The sequence below is a fragment of the Streptomyces sp. NPDC034085 genome (assembly GCF_055575555.1).
The window spans coordinates 53062-70390 of the sequence record NZ_JBVISL010000018.1; the positions used below are offsets into that span (position 1 = coordinate 53062).

15 protein-coding genes are annotated in these 17329 nt (G+C 74.0%); 10 read left to right on the plus strand and 5 right to left on the minus strand.

Annotated elements, in window-relative coordinates; genetic code table 11:
* Nucleotides 1–64: 64 nt before the first annotated feature.
* Nucleotides 65–1480, minus strand: a complete 1416-nt coding sequence (gene radA, locus ACZ501_RS34285) for a DNA repair protein RadA (RefSeq protein ID WP_361607857.1) — start codon at nucleotides 1478–1480, stop codon at nucleotides 65–67.
* 250 nt (nucleotides 1481–1730) lie between these two features.
* On the opposite strand from radA, the gene ACZ501_RS34290 reads away from it, so the two are divergent.
* The gene (locus ACZ501_RS34290; RefSeq protein WP_468800551.1) at nucleotides 1731–3578 is read left to right on the plus strand and encodes an RNA polymerase sigma factor; all 1848 of its coding nucleotides are present in this window, start codon (nucleotides 1731–1733) and stop codon (nucleotides 3576–3578) included.
* 37 nt (nucleotides 3579–3615) lie between these two features.
* On the opposite strand, the gene ACZ501_RS34295 is transcribed toward ACZ501_RS34290, so the two are convergent.
* On the minus strand, nucleotides 3616–4425 hold the full coding sequence (locus ACZ501_RS34295; protein WP_468800554.1) for a DUF3109 family protein: 810 nt from the start codon (nucleotides 4423–4425) through the stop codon (nucleotides 3616–3618).
* A 61-nt stretch (nucleotides 4426–4486) separates the two neighbouring features.
* Here ACZ501_RS34295 and ACZ501_RS34300 point away from each other — a divergent pair, with 61 nt between their 5' ends.
* Nucleotides 4487–5413, plus strand: coding sequence for a Ppx/GppA family phosphatase (locus tag ACZ501_RS34300; protein ID WP_361609846.1), 927 nt, complete (start codon nucleotides 4487–4489; stop codon nucleotides 5411–5413).
* 22 nt (nucleotides 5414–5435) lie between these two features.
* Here the strand turns inward: ACZ501_RS34300 and ACZ501_RS34305 are convergent, their stop codons facing one another.
* Complete coding sequence (locus tag ACZ501_RS34305; RefSeq protein ID WP_468800556.1) at nucleotides 5436–6200, minus strand: hypothetical protein; 765 nt, start codon at nucleotides 6198–6200, stop codon at nucleotides 5436–5438.
* Between the two features lie 66 nt (nucleotides 6201–6266).
* Between ACZ501_RS34305 and ACZ501_RS34310 the strand changes: the two genes are divergently transcribed.
* From ACZ501_RS34310 to ilvD, 3 genes are all read left to right on the plus strand, one after another.
* On the plus strand, nucleotides 6267–7091 hold the full coding sequence (locus ACZ501_RS34310) for a sugar phosphate isomerase/epimerase family protein (protein WP_361609844.1): 825 nt from the start codon (nucleotides 6267–6269) through the stop codon (nucleotides 7089–7091).
* On the plus strand, nucleotides 7088–7705 hold the full coding sequence (locus ACZ501_RS34315) for a TetR/AcrR family transcriptional regulator (protein WP_361609843.1): 618 nt from the start codon (nucleotides 7088–7090) through the stop codon (nucleotides 7703–7705). The genes ACZ501_RS34310 and ACZ501_RS34315 overlap by 4 nt, the downstream gene beginning before the upstream one ends.
* A 121-nt stretch (nucleotides 7706–7826) precedes the next feature.
* Nucleotides 7827–9677, plus strand: a complete 1851-nt coding sequence (gene ilvD, locus ACZ501_RS34320) for a dihydroxy-acid dehydratase (RefSeq protein ID WP_468800558.1) — start codon at nucleotides 7827–7829, stop codon at nucleotides 9675–9677.
* 197 nt (nucleotides 9678–9874) lie between these two features.
* Here ilvD and ACZ501_RS34325 read toward each other — a convergent pair whose 3' ends face one another.
* Nucleotides 9875–11980: a protein kinase domain-containing protein gene (locus ACZ501_RS34325; protein ID WP_468800561.1), complete on the minus strand. Its 2106-nt coding sequence runs from the start codon at nucleotides 11978–11980 to the stop codon at nucleotides 9875–9877.
* A 106-nt stretch (nucleotides 11981–12086) separates the two neighbouring features.
* On the opposite strand from ACZ501_RS34325, the gene ACZ501_RS34330 reads away from it, so the two are divergent.
* The 5 genes from ACZ501_RS34330 to proC all read left to right on the plus strand — a co-directional run bounded on the left by ACZ501_RS34330 (nucleotide 12087) and on the right by proC (nucleotide 15563).
* On the plus strand, nucleotides 12087–12392 hold the full coding sequence (locus tag ACZ501_RS34330; RefSeq protein ID WP_468800564.1) for a peptidase: 306 nt from the start codon (nucleotides 12087–12089) through the stop codon (nucleotides 12390–12392).
* Between the two features lie 135 nt (nucleotides 12393–12527).
* On the plus strand, nucleotides 12528–13049 hold the full coding sequence (locus ACZ501_RS34335) for a hypothetical protein (RefSeq protein WP_468800566.1): 522 nt from the start codon (nucleotides 12528–12530) through the stop codon (nucleotides 13047–13049).
* Nucleotides 13050–13127: 78 nt separating this feature from the next.
* Entirely contained in the window at nucleotides 13128–13928 is an 801-nt protein-coding gene (locus ACZ501_RS34340) for an ABC transporter ATP-binding protein (protein WP_468800568.1), read from the plus strand.
* On the plus strand, nucleotides 13925–14662 hold the full coding sequence (locus tag ACZ501_RS34345) for an ABC transporter permease (RefSeq protein WP_468800571.1): 738 nt from the start codon (nucleotides 13925–13927) through the stop codon (nucleotides 14660–14662). Before ACZ501_RS34340 ends, ACZ501_RS34345 begins: the two co-directional genes overlap by 4 nt.
* A gap of 91 nt (nucleotides 14663–14753) precedes the next feature.
* Nucleotides 14754–15563: a pyrroline-5-carboxylate reductase gene (gene proC / locus ACZ501_RS34350; protein WP_361610805.1), complete on the plus strand. Its 810-nt coding sequence runs from the start codon at nucleotides 14754–14756 to the stop codon at nucleotides 15561–15563.
* A 45-nt stretch (nucleotides 15564–15608) separates the two neighbouring features.
* Here proC and trpS read toward each other — a convergent pair whose 3' ends face one another.
* Nucleotides 15609–16607: a tryptophan--tRNA ligase gene (trpS, locus tag ACZ501_RS34355; protein ID WP_361610803.1), complete on the minus strand. Its 999-nt coding sequence runs from the start codon at nucleotides 16605–16607 to the stop codon at nucleotides 15609–15611.
* Between the last annotated feature and the right edge of the window lie 722 nt (nucleotides 16608–17329).

The window sequence follows — 17329 nt, forward strand, 5'->3', positions numbered from 1 at the left end:
GACCCCTCTGCGGAGTCCAGGATTCCGCTGCCGGTCCGCCGCCCGGGGCGCCGCCGCCGCGCCGCTATTCCGCCGCCGCCCGCTCCCTGGCCGGCGTACGGGAACGCCCGCGCGGCAGGACTCGCAGCGCGTCCCCCATGTCCGCGACCTCGGTCACCTTCATCCCCGCCGGCACCTTGCCCGGGTCCGCCGGGACCAGCGCGTGCGTGAAGCCGAGCCGGTGGGCCTCGGCCAGGCGCCGCTGCACGCCGGTCACCCGCCGCACCTCGCCGGCCAGGCCGACCTCCCCGATGGCGACCAGGTTCTTCGGCAGGGGCACGTCACTGGCCGCCGAGGCCAGGGCCAGCGCGATCGCCAGGTCCGCGGCCGGCTCGGTCAGCTTCACCCCGCCCACGGTCGCGCTGTAGATGTCCCGCTTGCCCAGCGCGGTGATCCGGCCGCGCTGCTCCAGCACCGCCAGCATCATGGAGACGCGCGAGGTCTCCAGGCCCGAGGTGGTGCGGCGCGGGGAGGGGATCTGGGAGTCGACGGTCAGCGCCTGCACCTCGGCGACCAGCGGGCGCTTGCCCTCCAGGGTCACGGTCAGGCAGGTGCCCGGCACCGCCTCGGCCCGCCGGGTGAGGAACAGGCCGCTGGGGTCGGCGAGCCCGGTGATGCCCTCGTCGTGCAGCTCGAAGCAGCCGACCTCGTCCGTGGCCCCGTAACGGTTCTTCACGCCGCGCACCAGGCGCAGCCGCGCGTGCCGGTCGCCCTCGAAGCTGAGCACCACGTCCACCAGGTGCTCCAGCAGGCGGGGGCCGGCGATGGCCCCGTCCTTGGTGACGTGGCCGACGAGGAGGGTGGCCATGCCCCGCTCCTTCGACGCGCGGATCAGCGCCCCGGCGACCTCCCGCACCTGCGCCATGCCGCCGGGCGCGCCGTCGATCTCGGGGGAGGCGATGGTCTGCACGGAGTCCAGGACCAGCAGCGACGGCCGCACCGCGTCCAGGTGGCCCAGCACGGCGGACAGGTCGGTCTCGGCGGCGAGGTAGAGGTGGTCGTCGAGAGCGTTGATCCGGTCGGCCCGCAGCCGCACCTGGCTCGCGGACTCCTCGCCGGTGACGTACAGGGTGCGGTGGTCCCCACTGGCCGCCTTCGCCGCGACGTCCAGCAGCAGCGTCGACTTGCCGACGCCCGGCTCGCCCGCCAGCAGCACCACCGCGCCGGGCACCAGGCCGCCGCCCAGGACGCGGTCCAGCTCGTCCACCCCGGTGCTGCGGGCGGTCGCGGTCCTGCCGTCGACCTGGGCGATGGGCAGTGCCGCGGCCGAGACGCGCCCGGCCGCGGTGGTCCGCACGGCGGGCGTGCCGATCTCCTCGACGGTCCCCCACGCCTGGCACTCGGGGCACCGGCCGAGCCATTTCGCGGTGGCCCAGCCGCACTCGGAGCAGCGGTAGGACGGCCGGTCCTTGGCGGATGAGCGAGATGTACGGGCAGCCATGCGGCCCACCGTAGCCGCCGCCACCGACAACGCCCGACCGGTCCGGAGGGCGGGCGGCTCCGGCTGCGGCTCCGGCCGCGGTGGATCCGGGCCCGGCGGCGGTGGATCCCGCCCCGGGGCGGTGGTTGCGCGGTCGGCGTGCTCCCGCGTCAGGCGCGCTGTCAGCCGACGGGCGATCTGTTCACCCGTAAGGGCTAAAACCCCGGAAGGCTTCCGGGGCGTTACCGGCGCGCCGCCTACGGTTCGCCAGGTGAACAGCAGCGACCAGGGAGACCCCGTATCGCGCACCGGCGCACACCCGGCGCACGGGCGCACGTCCCGAGCGGGTTGGGCGGGTCCGGCGGCCGATACGGGTGGTGCGGAGGATACGACTGTTGCCGGTGGTGCCACCGATGCGGTAGGGGCGGCAGAGGCGCGTGGGGCGACCGGTGCCCCCGGCACGGCCGAGCCCCCGCCCCTCCGGCACGAGCCCTATCTCGACGGGCTCTTCACGTACTGCCTGTCGGTGCTGTGCGACCACGACGCCGCCACCGACGTCCTCGGAGACGTCCTCGCCGTCGCCGAACGGCACCCCGGCCGGTGCCCCGACGAGGGCCGCCGCCGGGCCTGGCTGTACGCCCTCGCCCGCTGGGCCTGCCTGCGCCGGCTGGCCGAGCAGCGGCGCACGCGGCAGGGGGCGCATTCCACCCGGCGCACACCGGAGCACGCCGACACCGCGCGTGCGCCCCGGGCGCACCGCCCGCTCGACGTGAGCGCCTACCGCCGCACCGAGCTCGCCCGGCTCGCCTGGCCCGAGGCCGCCGGAACCACCCCCGAGCAGCGCGAAGCCCTCGAACTCGCCGTCCGCCACCGCCTCGGCGTCACGGAACTCGCCGCCGTCATCGGCACCGCCCCCACCACCGCCCGGGAGCTGCTCTCCGGCGCGGCCTGCGAGGTGGAGCGCACCCGCGCCGCCCTCGCGGTGGTCGAGACCGCCGACTGCCCGGCCGTCTCCCGCATCACCGGCGACGACGGCGACGGCCAGGTCCTGCTGTCCACCACCCTGCGCGCCGAGCTCGTACGGCACGTCGACGACTGCCCGCGCTGCCGCCGGGTCGCCGAACGCGTCGGCGCCGGGGCGCCGTGGCCCGGCACCGGCGGCATCGACGCCGCCCTCCCGCTCGTCCCCGCGCCGCGCCCCGCCGTCCACGCCGCCATGCTGCGCTCCGGCCGGCGCCGCGGCGGCCGCCCCGGCCCGCGCTTCCACCGGACCGGCTTCCCGATGGACCCCAAGGACCGCGCCGCCCGCCGCGACCGGCTCCGGGCCCGGGCGGTGACCACCACCGTCGTCGCCACCGTCGTCGCCGCGCCCGTACTCGCCCTGTGGGCCGCGTACCGGGGCGCCCCCGCCACCGGTGAGCCCGTCGGGGGCGACGGCACCCGCATCTCCGCCAGCGAATCGGAGATCCCGCCCCCCGCCGGGGGCCGCCCCCTCACCGCGTACGAGAACACCGGCAACACCGCCCACACCACCGGCGAGCCCGGCTTCGCCTCCGGCAGCGAAGCCCCCGACGTCTCCGTCGAGGTCATCAGTGCCGGCGCCCCGGCCAGCCCCGACGCCGGCGGCCCGGGCGCGCCCGGCCGCCTCACCGTCGCCGCCACCACCCGCGGCGGCACCACCCTGCTCACCCTCAGCGCCTCCGGCGGGAGCCCGGTCGACTGGCGGCTCTGGTCGGACGCCCCGTGGCTGCGCGCGAGCCAGACGGCGGGGACGCTGGCCCCCGAAGAATCGGTCACCCTGCGGATCACCGTCGACACCGCGGCCCAGCCGGTCGGCGCCTGGACGGCCCGGGTCGGCGTGGACCCCGGCGGGGCGGTGGTCTCCCTCCAGGGCCGCGGCCGCCCGGCGCCCGCCCCCGATCCGACCCCGCCCGCCCCCGAACCGACGCCGACGCCGACCCCGACCCCGCATCCCGACCCGACGCCCACCCCGACGCCGCCCGCCCCGGATCCCGACCCGACCCCGACCCCGGCGCCCACCCCGGCCCCGACGGACACCGCGAGCCCGGAGCCGGCCCCAGGAGGAACGGTTTCCCCCGGCTCGCCGTCGGGGGCCTGAGGCGGCGCCCGCCTCGGCCCCCGACGGCACGTCCCGGCTACGCCGGGTCGGCGGGGTGCGGCGCCATCGGAAGCAGCGAGGCCAGCCGCGCCTCGCACAGCTTCACCAGTTCCGCGTACGCCTCCGCGCCCATCAGCTCCGTCAGCTCCGCCCGGTACGACACGTACACCGGCTGACCGGCGCCGTGCGCCGAGGTCGCCGACGTGCACCACCAGTGCAGGTCGTGGCCGCCCGGGCCCCAGCCGCGCCGGTCGTACTCGCCGATCGACACCTGAAGGACGCGGGTGTCGTCCGGCCGGTCGATCCAGTCGTACGTCCGCCGGATGGGCAGCTGCCAGCACACGTCCGGCTTGGTCTCCAGCGGCTCCTGGCCGCTCCGGAGCGCCAGGATGTGCAGGGAGCAGCCCGCGCCGGCCGGGAAGCCGGGCCGGTTCAGGAAGATGCAGGCGCCGTCCCAGCGGCGGGTCTGCTTCTCCCCGTCGTCGTCGAACTGCGTCCAGCCGGACTCGCTGCCGACGTCGTGGAACTGCCACAGCTCGGGCGTGAGCCGGGCGACGTGCTCGGCGACCCGCTTCTCGTCGTCCTCGTCGGAGAAGTGCGCGCCCAGGGTGCAGCAGCCGTCGGCCGCGCGCCCCGCCTGGATGCCCTGGCAGCCGCTGCCGAAGATGCACGTCCATCGGGAGGTGAGCCAGGTCAGGTCACAGCGGAAGACCTGCTCCTCGTCGGCGGGATCGGGGAACTCCACCCAGGCCCTGGGGAAGTCGAGGCCCTTCTCGTCCGACACCTTGTTCTTCGCCCCGCCCTTGATCGGGTGGGCGTTCTTGCCGGCCTTCTTCGTATGTGGCACAAGCCAAGCGTAAGCGCCCCTTCCGCCACCGCTCCGCGTGCCGCCCAGTAGCGTTTCCCGTATGAGACTCGGTGTCCTCGATGTGGGTTCGAACACGATCCACCTGCTGGTGGTGGACGCGCACCCCGGCGCGCGCCCCCAGCCCGCGCACTCGCACAAGGTCCAGCTGCGGCTGGCGGAGCTGCTCGACGAGCGCGGCGCGGTCAGCCCCGAGGGGGTCGAGCGCCTGGTCTCCGTGATCGCCGGCGCGGTGCAGGCCGCCGAGGACAAGGGCTGCGAGGACGTACTGCCGTTCGCGACCAGCGCCGTACGAGAGGCCCCGAACGCCGACGAGGTCCTCGCCCGCGTCAAGGCCGAGACCGGTATCGAGCTGCCGGTGCTCAGTGGTGAGGACGAGGCGCGGCTGACCTTCCTGGCGGTCCGGCGGTGGTTCGGCTGGTCAGCCGGCAAGCTGCTGGTCCTCGACATCGGCGGGGGCTCGCTGGAAGTGGCGTTCGGCATGGACGAGGACCCGGACGCGGCCGTCTCCCTCCCCCTGGGCGCGGGCCGCCTCACCTCGGCCTGGCTCCCGGGCGACCCGGCGGACCCGGCGGACGTGAAGGCCCTGCGGCGGCACGTGCGGGCGCAGATCGCGCGGACGGTCGGCGAGTTCAGCCGCTTCGGGGCGCCGGACCACGTGGTGGCGACGTCGAAGACCTTCAAGCAGCTGGCCCGCATAGCGGGCGCCGCCCGCGAGGCCGACGGGCTGTACGTGCAACGGGACCTGACCCGCAAGTCCCTGGAGGAGTGGGTTCCCCGCCTGACGGCGATGACCACGTCCCAGCGCGCCGCCCTCCCGGGCGTCTCGGAGGGCCGCGCCGCCCAGCTGCTGGCGGGCGCGCTGGTGGCGGAGGCGGCGATGGACCTCTTCGGGGTGGACGACCTGGAGATCTGCCCCTGGGCCCTGCGCGAGGGCGTCATCCTGCGTCGGCTGGACCACCTGCCGTAGGGCGGGGTGCGGGGGGACCGCGTCAGGGCTGGTCCGGGGGCTTCCCGCCGGCCGCGTCCCACGCCTGCGGGTTGTGGCGGTGGTTGCGGTGGCCCGCCGTGAGGACCGCGCGGAGCCGGGGGAGGTGTTCCGAGGCCGGGGGGAGGCGCAGGCGGTCGAGGAGGGTGAGGGCCTGCGGAGGGTCCAGGTCGCCGTAGAGGTCGTGGTAGCCCGCGAGGAGGGCCTTGAAGAGGGGGGCGTGCAGGGCCGGAAGGCGGGCGGCCGTCTCGTACCCGGGGTGCTTGGCCTCCCACGGGACCGGGCCCGAGTCGGCCAGGACGCGGGACGCCCGGCGCAGCGCGGGCGGTGTGGGGGCGGCCACGATGGCCGCGATGTCGTTGCCCAGGACCTCCGCGAAGGCCGTGGCACTGGTGGTGCGGTCCTCGAACCAGTCGACCCACAGCGAGTAGCGGACGGGTTCCGGGTCCTGTTCCGCCTCCAGGCGGGTGCGGTAGCCCTCCCAGAGGGGGCCCGCGGGCAGCGGGCCGTACGGGCCGTCGTGCGCCATGCCGATCTCGCAGGTCACCCAGTACTCGCCGAGCAGGTCGAGCAGGCCGAAGGCCATCCGTACCGCCGCCGCCTCGTCGAGGTCCTCGTCGACGAAGACCTCGCAGGCGTAGGCGTGGGCGATCTCGTTGGCGGTACGGGGACCGCCGGGCCCGTCCGGGTCGGTCCAGCCCCCGGGGGTCTCGACGACCCCGCGGTCGGCCAGCCATCGCCGGGCCCGGGCGACCGCTTCGGTTTCCATCCGGAAAGTATGACGAGAGTGCCGCCGGGTACGCCCCGCCGGGGAGGGGCCCCGTAATCTGTCCCCGTGGCAGATCCACTCCGTATCCCGAGCAGCCGGACCCCGAAGGTCGCCCTGTCCACCGCCTCCGTCTACCCGGAGACCACGGCGACCGCCTTCGAGATCGCCGCCCGCCTCGGCTACGACGGCGTGGAGGTCATGGTCTGGACGGACCCGGTCAGCCAGGACGTCGACGCCCTGCGCCGGCTGTCGGACCACCACGGGGTGCCGGTCCTCGCCGTGCACGCGCCCTGCCTGCTCATCACCCAGCGGGTGTGGTCCACCGATCCGTGGACCAAGCTCCAGCGGGCCCGGGCGGCGGCCGAGCGGCTCGGGGCGTCCACCGTCGTCGTGCACCCGCCGTTCCGCTGGCAGCGGCAGTACGCGCGGGACTTCGTCTCCGGGATCTGGCGCATGGCCGACGAGACCGACGTCCGCTTCGCCGTCGAGAACATGTACCCCTGGCGCTACCGGGACCGCGAGATGCTCGCGTACGCGCCCGAGTGGGACGTGTCGAAGGACGACTACCGGCACTTCACCGTCGACCTGTCGCACACCGCCACCGCGCGCGCCGACGCCACCGCGATGGTCGACCGGATGGGGGACCGGCTGGCGCACGTCCACCTCGCCGACGGCAACGGTTCGGCGAAGGACGAGCACCTGGTCCCCGGACGCGGTACGCAGCCCTGCGCCGAGCTGCTGGCCGGGCTGGCCCGCAGCTCCTTCGACGGGCACGTGGTGATCGAGGTCAACACGCGCCGGGCCATGTCCTCCGCCGAGCGGGAGGCGGACCTCGCCGAGGCGCTGGCCTTCACGCGCACGCACCTCGCGAAGCCGGCCGGGCGCCGGTGAGCGAGCCCGCGAAGCGGCGGCGCGGCCCCGGCCGGCCCCGCCAGGACGAGGCCGACGACGGCCCGGGCACGCAGGAGCGCATCCGCCTCGCCGCCCGCGAGGTGTTCGCCGAGCGCGGCTACGACAAGACGTCCGTGCGCGGCGTCGCCAAGGTGGCGGGGGTGGACCCGGCCCTGGTGCACCACTACTTCGGCAGCAAGGACGACCTCTTCGCCGCCGCCGTCGAGGTGAGCATGGAGCCCGCGCTGGTGGTTCCGGCCCTTCTCGGCGGGGGCCCGGAGGGCATCGGGGAGCGGCTGGTCCGCTATTTCCTGGGCGTGTGGGAGAACCCGGCGACCCGGGTCCCGCTGCTGGCCGTGATCCGGTCGGCGCTCACGCACGAGGCCGCCGCGAAGGTACTGCGCACGCTGGTGCTGCGCCGGGTGCTGGAGCGGATCGCCGCCGACCTCGACGTCCCGGACCCGACGTTCCGGGCCGAGCTGGCCGCCTCGCACATGGTCGGGATCGCCGTCCTGCGGTACGTCGTCCAGGTCGAGCCCCTCGCGTCGGCGGACCCGGAGGACATCGTGGCCATGGTGGCGCCCACCCTCCAGCGCTACCTGACCGAGGAGTGACCTCCGCATCCCGGCATGCGGACCAGATGTCCGGATCGCGGGCGGTGGGCGTAGCCTCGTAACCGAGCCATATCCACAGTCGCGGCTGACCGTACAGCCGCACTCATGGGGAGTGAACCGCATGCCCGAGCTGAGGTCCCGCACCGTCACCCACGGCCGCAACATGGCAGGCGCTCGTGCGCTGATGCGCGCGTCGGGCGTAGCGAGCGAGGACATCGGCAAGCCGATCATCGCGGTGGCCAACTCCTTCACCGAGTTCGTCCCCGGCCACACCCACCTCGCCCCCGTCGGCCGGATCGTCTCCGACGCCATCCGCGCCGCCGGTGCGATCCCGCGCGAGTTCAACACGATCGCGGTCGACGACGGCATCGCCATGGGCCACGCCGGCATGCTGTACTCCCTGCCGTCGCGCGACCTGATCGCCGACAGCGTGGAGTACATGGTCGAGGCGCACTGCGCCGACGCCCTGATCTGCATCTCCAACTGCGACAAGATCACCCCCGGCATGCTGATGGCCGCCATGCGCCTCAACATCCCGGTGGTCTTCGTCTCCGGCGGCCCGATGGAGGCTGGGCAGGCGACGCTGGTGGACGGCACCGTCCGCAAGCTCGACCTGATCGACGCCATGGTCGACGCCTCCAACGAGAACGTCTCCGACGAGGACGTGCTGCGGATCGAGGAGAACGCCTGCCCGACGTGCGGCTCCTGTTCCGGCATGTTCACCGCCAACTCGATGAACTGCCTCGCCGAGGCCATCGGCCTGGCCCTCCCCGGCAACGGCTCCGTCCTCGCCACGCACACCGCCCGCCGCGCCCTGTACGAGGACGCCGGCCGCACGGTCGTGGAGATCACCAAGCGCTACTACGAGGGCGGCGACGAGTCCGTCCTGCCGCGCAACATCGCCACCCGCGAGGCCTTCGAGAACGCCATGGCCCTCGACATCGCCATGGGCGGCTCCACGAACACGATCCTGCACCTGCTGGCCGCGGCGCAGGAAGCGGGCCTGGACTACGACCTCACTGACATCGACGCCGTCTCGCGCCGCGTCCCGTGCCTGGCCAAGGTCGCGCCGAACGTCGCCCCCGGCGGCACGTACTACATGGAGGACATCCACCGGGCCGGCGGCATCCCCGCCATCCTCGGCGAGCTGCACCGCGGCGGCCTCCTGAACAAGGACGTCACCACGGTCCACTCGGAGAACCTGGAGGACTGGCTGGCGAAGTGGGACGCCCGCTCCGGCACGGCCAGCGACGTGGCCATGGAGCTGTGGCACGCGGCCCCCGGCTGCAAGCGCTCCGCCACCGCCTTCTCCCAGTCCGAGCGCTGGGAGACCCTCGACCTCGATGCCGAGGGCGGCTGCATCCGCTCGGTGCAGCACGCGTACTCCAAGGACGGCGGCCTCGCCGTCCTGCGCGGCAACATCGCCGTCGACGGCTGCGTGGTCAAGACCGCCGGCGTCGACGAGTCGATCTGGACCTTCGAGGGCCCGGCGGTCGTCTGCGAGTCGCAGGACGAGGCCGTCGACAAGATCCTGCGCAAGGAGATCAAGCCGGGCGACGTCGTCGTCATCCGCTACGAGGGCCCGCGCGGCGGCCCCGGCATGCAGGAGATGCTCTACCCGACCTCCTTCCTCAAGGGCCGCGGCCTCGGCAAGGTCTGCGCCCTGGTGACGGACGGCCGGTTCTCCGGCGGCACCTCGGGCCTCTCCATCGGCCACGCCTCCCCGGAGGCGGCCTCGGGCGGCAACATCGCGGTCGTGCAGGACGGTGACCGGATCCGCATCGACATCCCGAACCGGGGGATCGAACTGCTGGTCTCCGAGGAGGAGCTGGCGGCGCGCCACGCGGCGCTGGGCGGCGTCTACGCCCCGAAGGACCGCGAGCGCACGGTCTCGGCGGCCCTGCGCGCCTACGCGGCGATGGCCACGAGCGCCGACAAGGGCGCGGTGCGCGACGTCTCGAAGCTCGGCTGACGCCCATACGGGCCCGCTCGGCGCGGCGGGCGCGTCGCGGACTCCGTCCGTCGGCCGCCCGGCCACCGGCTCACCACCCGGCCGCGTTCCGGGCGTCCCCTTTTCGACGCGCCCCTCGCGCCGCTCGGCGCCGGGGGCGCCTCGCGGGCTTCGGGCCGCTGCGCCGGACTCCGTCCGTCGGCCGCCCCGCCCCCGACTCACCACCCGGCCGCGTTCCGGGCGTCCACGGCGAACACCGTTCCGTCGGGCGCGGAGCCGTAGACGTGGCCTTCCGTGGTGACCGGGGCGGGGAGGGCGGCGCTGAACGTGCCCTGCGCGGCCATGCGCGGCTTGGTCTGTCCCACCAGCCGTCCGGCTGCCGCGTCGACGGCCAGCAGCCGGCCGTCCCCGGTCATCAGGTAGACCTGCCCGTCCGACTGCTCGGGCGCGGAGCCGCTGGCCGCCCCGGTTTCCAGCCGCCAGAGCTCCCTCTCCGCGCCCACCGCCACGAGCGCGCCCCCACCGCCGAAGGCGTAGACCGTTCCGTCCGGGCCCACGGCCGCCTCCGCGTCGAACAGGGGAGCGGGCAGCTGGACCCGGCGGATCGTCCGGCTCGCCACGTCCACCCGCACGACGGCGCCGGTCCTGGCGTCCGCGCCGGTGTCCAGCAGATGCACCGCACCGTGCGCCACGCCGACGGGCCGTAGCTTCCCCGTGGTCCGCGTCCGCCACCGCACGCCGCCCGTCGCCGGGTCGACTTCCTCGAGCTGCGTCGACCCGCCGTCGAGGGCCGCGGTCGCCACGTAGAGCACGGGCGCGCCCGACGCCCCGGGGCCGCCCCACCACACGGACCCGGCGTCACCGATCTTCTGCGTCCAGCGCTGGGTGCCGCTCGCCCCGTCGAGGGCGGTGACCATCCCGTTCGCGGTCACGGTGAGCGCGTACGGGCCGGCGGTCACCACGCGCGTGCCGCCGGGCAGTTTCCGCTGCCAGCGCTCGGCACCCGTGGCGGGATCCAGGGCCCGCAGCAGCGCGCTGCCGGGTGCCACCGCCAGCACCAGCCCACCCGAGTGAAGGGGGGCGCTGCCGGTCGTCACGCCCTGGCTCGGGGGGTTCGCGCGGACCGTCCACACCGTCGAGCCGTCCGCGGGGTCGAGCCGGGTCGCGGCCAGGCCCCGGCCCGAGCAGTACAGCCCGCCGGACCCGGCCGAGCAGGACACCTGGGGTGCGCCCGTCGAGGCCGACCACGGCGAGAAGCCCTTCGCCGGTGCCCCCGAGGCGTGGGCGGCCGGCTGCTCCGGCGTCCCGGCGCCGGGCGCCCACCACAGGTAGCCGCCGACCGCCGCTGCCGTGAGCAGCACCGCGAGCCCGGCCGCCGGCAGCACCGGCCTGCGCCGGCGGGCCGGGGGCGGCCGGTCCGCCGCGATCCGGTCCCGCCGGTGGGTGACCTGCTCCTGGGCCACGGGCCCGCGCGGCCGCGGTATGAACGCCTGGGTGTCCTCGGCGGTCGGGTACGCGACGGCCCGCATCTCCCCGATCAGCGCCTCGGCGGTCGGCCGCTCCGCCGGATCCTTCGCCAGGCAGCGCTCCACGATCGGCACGAGCCGGGCCGGCAGCCCCGTCAGGTCGGGTTCGGCGTGCACGACCTGGTACGCCACGAGGTAATGGCTGTCGGAGTCGAAGGGCCCGCGCCCGGTCGCCGCGTGCACCAGCACCGCGCCGAGCGCGAAGACGTCCGCGGCCGTCCCCACGTCCCTCGGCCGCTGGAACTGCTCCGGCGCCATGAACGGCGGCGTCCCGATCAGCTTGCCCGTCTCGGTGCGCAGGTCGCTGTCGGCCGGGCGCGAGATGCCGAAGTCGATGACCCGCACCCCGTCCGGGGCCATCAGCACGTTGCTCGGCTTCAGGTCCCGGTGCACCACCCCGGCCCGGTGGATGTCCCGCAGGGCCTCCGCCAGCCCGGCCGCGAGCCGGGTCAGCTCGACGGCGTCGAGCACGCGTTCCCGTACCCGCTCGGACAGCGTCGGGGCGTCGATGAACAGGGTGGCCATCCAGGGCCGCTCGGCATCCGGATCGGCGTCGACGACGGGCGCGGTGAAGGCGCCGCTCACCCTTCGCGCGGCCGCGACCTCCTGCCGGAACCGCGCCCGGAACTCCGGGTCCACCGCGTGCTGGGGGTGCACGACCTTGACGGCCAGCCTGAGCCCGGAGCTGGAGGTGGCCAGGTGGACGACGCCCATGCCGCCGGAGCCGAGCACGGATTCGAGCCGGTACTGCCCGGCGTATTGCGGAAACCCGGCGTTGTCCGCGCGCAGCGACTGCACCGCTCACCACCCCCGCCGGAGCCTAGTCGATGGCCCGTGCGAACATCCAAGGGCTTGCTACCCTGCGCGCGTTGCGCAAGAGCAGCACCCAAGGGGGAGATTCCACATGTCCGTTGAGAACGATTCCAGCCCGGTGCAGAGCCTCGCGGCCGCCGACGGGGGTTTCCAGTCGTACCCGACCGCGCCCGGCTACCGGGTCAACATCCGCAGCGGCCCGGGCACCAACTACCCGATCATCGACGCCGTGCCCGTCGGCGGATCCGTCACGATCCGCTGCCAGTGCCCCGGCACCACCGTCTCGGGTCCGTACGGCACGACGGACCTGTGGGACTGCGTCGGCAACGGCCGCTTCGTCTCCGACGCCTACGTCCACACGGGCGCCGACGGCTACGTGGCCGGCCGCTGCGGCTGACGGCGTGATCGGCGGGTCGTCGGGCGACGGCCACGCCGCCCCGCACCGCGGCCGGGCCCGGCCGCGGGCCCGCCCGCCGTTCCGCCACGCGAGACGCCCCCGGCGGGTCCGGCCCGCCGGGGGATAATCGCCGGTGTGAGCGACAACGAGCAGCGAGACCAGAGCCAGGCCCCGGCGGAGCCGGTCCCCGGACCGCAGCCCGAGCCGATCCGGTTCTTCGGCACCACCTGGGTGGACCACGACAACGGCTACGCGCTGCGCCGCGCCGGTGTCGCCGCCGGCTCGCTCGCCGCCGCCGTCCTCGGCGCCTATCTGCTGCGCCTCGCCTACGAGGGCCTGGAGATCGGCGACGTCGGCCCCTTCCTCAGCATCTCCGTCGTGGTGCTCTTCGCGATCGCCAGCTCCATCGCCTTCGCCAAGACCTGGGAGTCCTTCGGCCGCCGGCCGCGTCCCTCCTCCGACGAGGCCGCCCTCAAGGGCCTGAAGACGATCGGTTTCATCGGCTCCCTCGTCGCGTACTTCCTGCGCAGCCTGAGCGAGGCCCCGGGCGAGAAGCTCCGCCGCGCCGAGTACGAGCGCGCCGTGGCCGAGTTCGCCCGCCGCCGCAGCGCCCGTACGGGGAACCCGGCGGCCCGCCGCTCCAAGCGCAGGAAGTAGCCCCGCCCGGCTCCAGTCCCCTTTTTTCCGAAGGCCCGTCGATTGACGCCCGGCACCACCAGGAGCATTATTCATCACATGATGAATAACCTGCGGGAGGCGGCGCCGCCCCCTCCCGCCGTCCACGCCGACGCCCTCACCGTCCGCCGCGGCACGGGCCGCCACCCCCGCACCGTCCTCGACACCCTCACCTTCACCGTCCCCCGCGGCCGCATCACCGGCCTCCTCGGTCCCTCCGGCTGCGGCAAGTCCACCCTCATGCGCGCCGTCGTCGGCACCCAGGCCCACGTCACCGGCACCCTCGACGTCCTCGGCCACCCCGCCGGCCACCCCCGGCTCCGCTCCCGCATCGGCTACGTCACCCAGGCACCCTCCGTCTACGACGACCTCACCGTCCGGCAGAACCTCGACTACTTCGCCGCCGTCCTCGACCCCGGCCGGCCCGCCACCGACCGCCGCCGCGCCGCCGTCGAACGGGCCATCGCCGACGTCGACCTCACCACCCACGCCACCGCCCTCGCCGGCCGCCTCTCCGGAGGCCAGCGCAGCCGCGTGTCCCTCGCCGTCGCCCTCCTCGGCACCCCCGAGCTGCTCGTCCTCGACGAACCCACCGTCGGCCTCGACCCCGTCCTGCGCCGCGACCTGTGGAACCTCTTCCACGACATCACCCGCGCCCGCGGCGCCACGATCCTCGTCTCCTCCCACGTCATGGACGAGGCCGAGCGCTGCCACGACCTGCTCCTCATGCGCGAGGGCCGCATCCTCGCCCACGACACCCCCGAAGCCCTGCGCACCCGCACCCGCTCCGCCACCGTCGAAGAAGGCTTCCTGCGCCTGGTCGACGAAGCCGACGCACTCACCGAGGAGACCCGGCGATGAACGGCCCCCGCACCCTCGCCACCGCTGCCCGCGTCCTGCGCCAGCTCGCCCACGACCCGCGCTCCATCGCACTGATGCTGCTGGTCCCCGTACTGATGCTCACCCTGCTGCGCTACGTCTTCGACGGCAGCCCCCGCACCTTCGACAGCATCGGCGCGTCCCTCCTCGGGATCTTCCCCCTCATCACGATGTTCCTCGTGACCTCGATCGCCACCCTGCGCGAACGCACCTCCGGAACCCTGGAACGCCTCCTCGCCATGCCGCTGGGCAAAGGCGACCTCATCGCCGGCTACGCCCTCGCCTTCGGCGCCGTCGCCGTCATCCAGTCCCTCCTCGCCACCGGCCTCGCCCTCTGGCTCCTCGGCCTCGACGTCACCGGCTCCCCCTGGCTGCTCCTGCTCGTCGCCCTCCTCGACGCCCTCCTCGGCACCGCCCTCGGCCTCTTCGTCTCCGCCTTCGCCGCGTCCGAGTTCCAGGCCGTCCAGTTCATGCCGGCCGTGATCTTCCCGCAGCTGCTCCTGTGCGGGCTCTTCGCCCCGCGCGACACCATGCAGCCCGTACTCGAAGGCCTCTCGGACGTCCTGCCCATGTCCTACGCCGTCGACGGCATGACCCAGGTCCTCACCCACACCGACATGACCGCCGACTTCGTCCGCGACGCCGTCGTCGTCGCCGGCTGCGCCCTGCTCGTCCTCGTCCTCGGCGCCGCCACCCTCCGCCGCCGGACGCCCTGACCACGGAGCGGACACCCCCTCGCCACGACGCGCACGGGTGCAAGGATGAGGGCGTACGTCCTGATGGTTCGTTCGGCGAGGTGAATCGGGCATGACCCAGACAGTCGCAGTCCTCGGTACCGGCAAGATCGGCGAGGCCCTGCTCAGCGGGATGATCCGCGGCGGCTGGCCGGCCGCCAAACTGCTCGTCACCGCCCGCCGCCCCGAGCGCGCCGAGGAGCTCCGCACCCGCTACGGCGTCGAGGCCGTCAGCAACGCCGAAGCCGCCAAGCGCGCCGACACCCTCATCCTCACCGTCAAGCCGCAGGACATGGGCAAGCTCCTCGAAGAGCTCGCCCCGCACGTCCCCGCCGACCGCCTCGTCATCAGCGGCGCCGCCGGCGTCCCCACCGCCTTCTTCGAGGAACGGCTCGCGCCCGGCACCCCCGTCGTCCGCGTCATGACGAACACCCCCGCCCTCGTCGACGAGGCCATGTCCGTCATCTCCGCCGGCAGCCACGCCACCGCCGCCCACCTCGAACACACCGAGGAGATCTTCGGCGGCGTCGGCAAGACCCTGCGCGTCCCCGAGTCCCAGCAGGACGCGGCCACCGCCCTCTCCGGCTCCGGACCCGCCTACTTCTACTTCCTCGTCGAAGCCATGACCGACGCCGGCATCCTGCTCGGCCTGCCCCGCGCCCAGGCCCACGACCTCATCGTCCAGGCCGCCATCGGCGCCGCCGTGATGCTCCGCGACAGCGGCGAGCACCCCGTCAAGCTCCGCGAGGCCGTCACCTCCCCGGCCGGCACGACCATCAACGCCATCGTCGAGCTGGAGAAGCACGGCGTACGGGCCGCCCTGATCGCCGCCCTCGAAGCCGCCCGCGACCGCAGCCGCGAACTCGCCACCGGCAACAGCTGACCCGGCGGGAGGGGCCCCGCACCCCGGGGCCCCTCCGCCACCCCTTCACGGCGCCAGCAGCCCCATGGCCTCGTACGCCCGGTCCACCACCGGCCGCGCCATGGCCCGGGCCCGCCCGGCGCCCTCGCGCAGCACCCGCTCCACCTCGCCCGGATCGGCCGCCAGCACCGCGTGCCGCTCCCGCAGCGGCCGCAGCAGCTCCACCACCGCCTCGGCGACGTCCCGCTTCAACGGCCCGTACTGGGAGTACCCCGCGGCGAGCTTCTCCGGGTCGCCGCCCGTACAGGCCGCCAGGATGTCCAGCAGGTTCGCCACGCCCGGCCGCGCGGCCCGGTCGTAGACCACCCCGCCGTCCCCGCTGTCGGTCACGGCCCGCATCACCTTCTTGGTCACCACCGCCGGCTCGTCGAGCAGGTAGACGATGCCGGTGCCGCCCTCCTCCGACTTCCCCATCTTCCTGGTGGGGTCCTGAAGGTTCATGACCCGCGCGGCCACCGCCGGAACCGCCGCCCTGGGCACGGTGAAGGTGTGCCCGTACCGCTGGTTGAACCGCTCCGCCAGGTCCCGGGTCAGCTCCACGTGCTGGCGCTGGTCCTCACCCACCGGCACCTCGTCCGTCCGGTAGGCGAGGATGTCGGCGGCCATCAGCGCGGGATACGTCAGCAGCGACAGCCGTACGCCCTGCCCGGACGCCTCCGCCTTCGCCGCCTTCTCCCGGTACTGGATCATCCGCCGCATCTCCCCGTCGGTGGCGGTGCACTCCAGCAGGTAGGCCAGCCGCGTGTGCTCGCCGACGTGGCTCTGCACGAAGAGCGTGCACCGCTGCGGATCCAGCCCGGCGGCCAGGTACAGCGACGCGGCCTGCCGGCTGAGCCGCCGCAGCCGTGCCGGATCGTGCTCCACGGTCAGCGCGTGCAGATCGACGACGCAGAACAGCGCGTCCCCGGGCGCCTGCTCGGCCGCGACCCACTGCCGGATGGCCCCCAGGTAGTTGCCCAGCGTCAGATGCCCGGACGGGGTGATCCCGCTGAAGATCCTCGTCATGTCCTGCTCTCCCTCGTGTCCTGTGGTGGGGATGGTGTGGTGCCGCGGCCACCGCGTCGGGCGACCGAGCCACTCCCGGAGAGGGGGAGAAACAGAAACGGCCGCCGTAGCGGCGGCCGTGAGCGCATGCGTGCTCGCGTGGTGGTCGGCCGCCGTCAGGCGGGCCACCAACGAAGGCTGAGCGTGAGCGCGTGCGTGGTCATGCGAAGCAGCGTAGCCCCCGCAGGACGCGGTGCGCGGGAAGTTTGCCGACTGGACGTCCTCCGGTCAGCCGGGGGTTGACACAGGTGTGCCCGATCCGTAAGGTTCTTCGAGTTGTCCGACGTGAGCGCCGACCCCGGTCGGTCCCCGGACAGCCATCCCGCACTACACATTCGAACGAACGACGCACTGTGTCGTCTCGTTTTCATGCGTATTTGCGAATGAGGAATCCGCGTTCCAGGACGCAGCCCCCGATTGGCATCGGGGGCAGGGAATCCGCTACTGTCTCACTCGCCGGAAGGGCCCAACGGCCCGGAACGCGAATCCCGCTGACTGGGAGTCAGGTCCGAAAGGATCTGATAGAGTCGGAACCGCCGGAAAGGAAAAGCGCGAAAGCGCAGGACCTGGAAAGCAAGCGAGAAAGACTCTGATAGAGTCGGAAACGCAAGAACAACACAGAACGAAAGCCCGGAGGAAAGCCCGAGAGGGTGAGTACAAAGGAAGCGTCCGTTCCTTGAGAA

Bases quoted from the DNA above. Each gene is read 5' to 3' on its own strand.
- radA (WP_361607857.1), bottom strand. From the start codon at position 1,480: ATGGCTGCCCGTACATCTCGCTCATCCGCCAAGGACCGGCCGTCCTAC.
- ACZ501_RS34300 (WP_361609846.1), top strand. From the start codon at position 4,487: ATGAGACTCGGTGTCCTCGATGTGGGTTCGAACACGATCCACCTGCTG.
- ACZ501_RS34305 (WP_468800556.1), bottom strand. From the start codon at position 6,200: ATGGAAACCGAAGCGGTCGCCCGGGCCCGGCGATGGCTGGCCGACCGC.
- ilvD (WP_468800558.1), top strand. From the start codon at position 7,827: ATGCCCGAGCTGAGGTCCCGCACCGTCACCCACGGCCGCAACATGGCA.
- ACZ501_RS34330 (WP_468800564.1), top strand. From the start codon at position 12,087: ATGTCCGTTGAGAACGATTCCAGCCCGGTGCAGAGCCTCGCGGCCGCC.
- ACZ501_RS34340 (WP_468800568.1), top strand. From the start codon at position 13,128: ATGATGAATAACCTGCGGGAGGCGGCGCCGCCCCCTCCCGCCGTCCAC.
- ACZ501_RS34345 (WP_468800571.1), top strand. From the start codon at position 13,925: ATGAACGGCCCCCGCACCCTCGCCACCGCTGCCCGCGTCCTGCGCCAG.
- proC (WP_361610805.1), top strand. From the start codon at position 14,754: ATGACCCAGACAGTCGCAGTCCTCGGTACCGGCAAGATCGGCGAGGCC.
- trpS (WP_361610803.1), bottom strand. From the start codon at position 16,607: ATGACGAGGATCTTCAGCGGGATCACCCCGTCCGGGCATCTGACGCTG.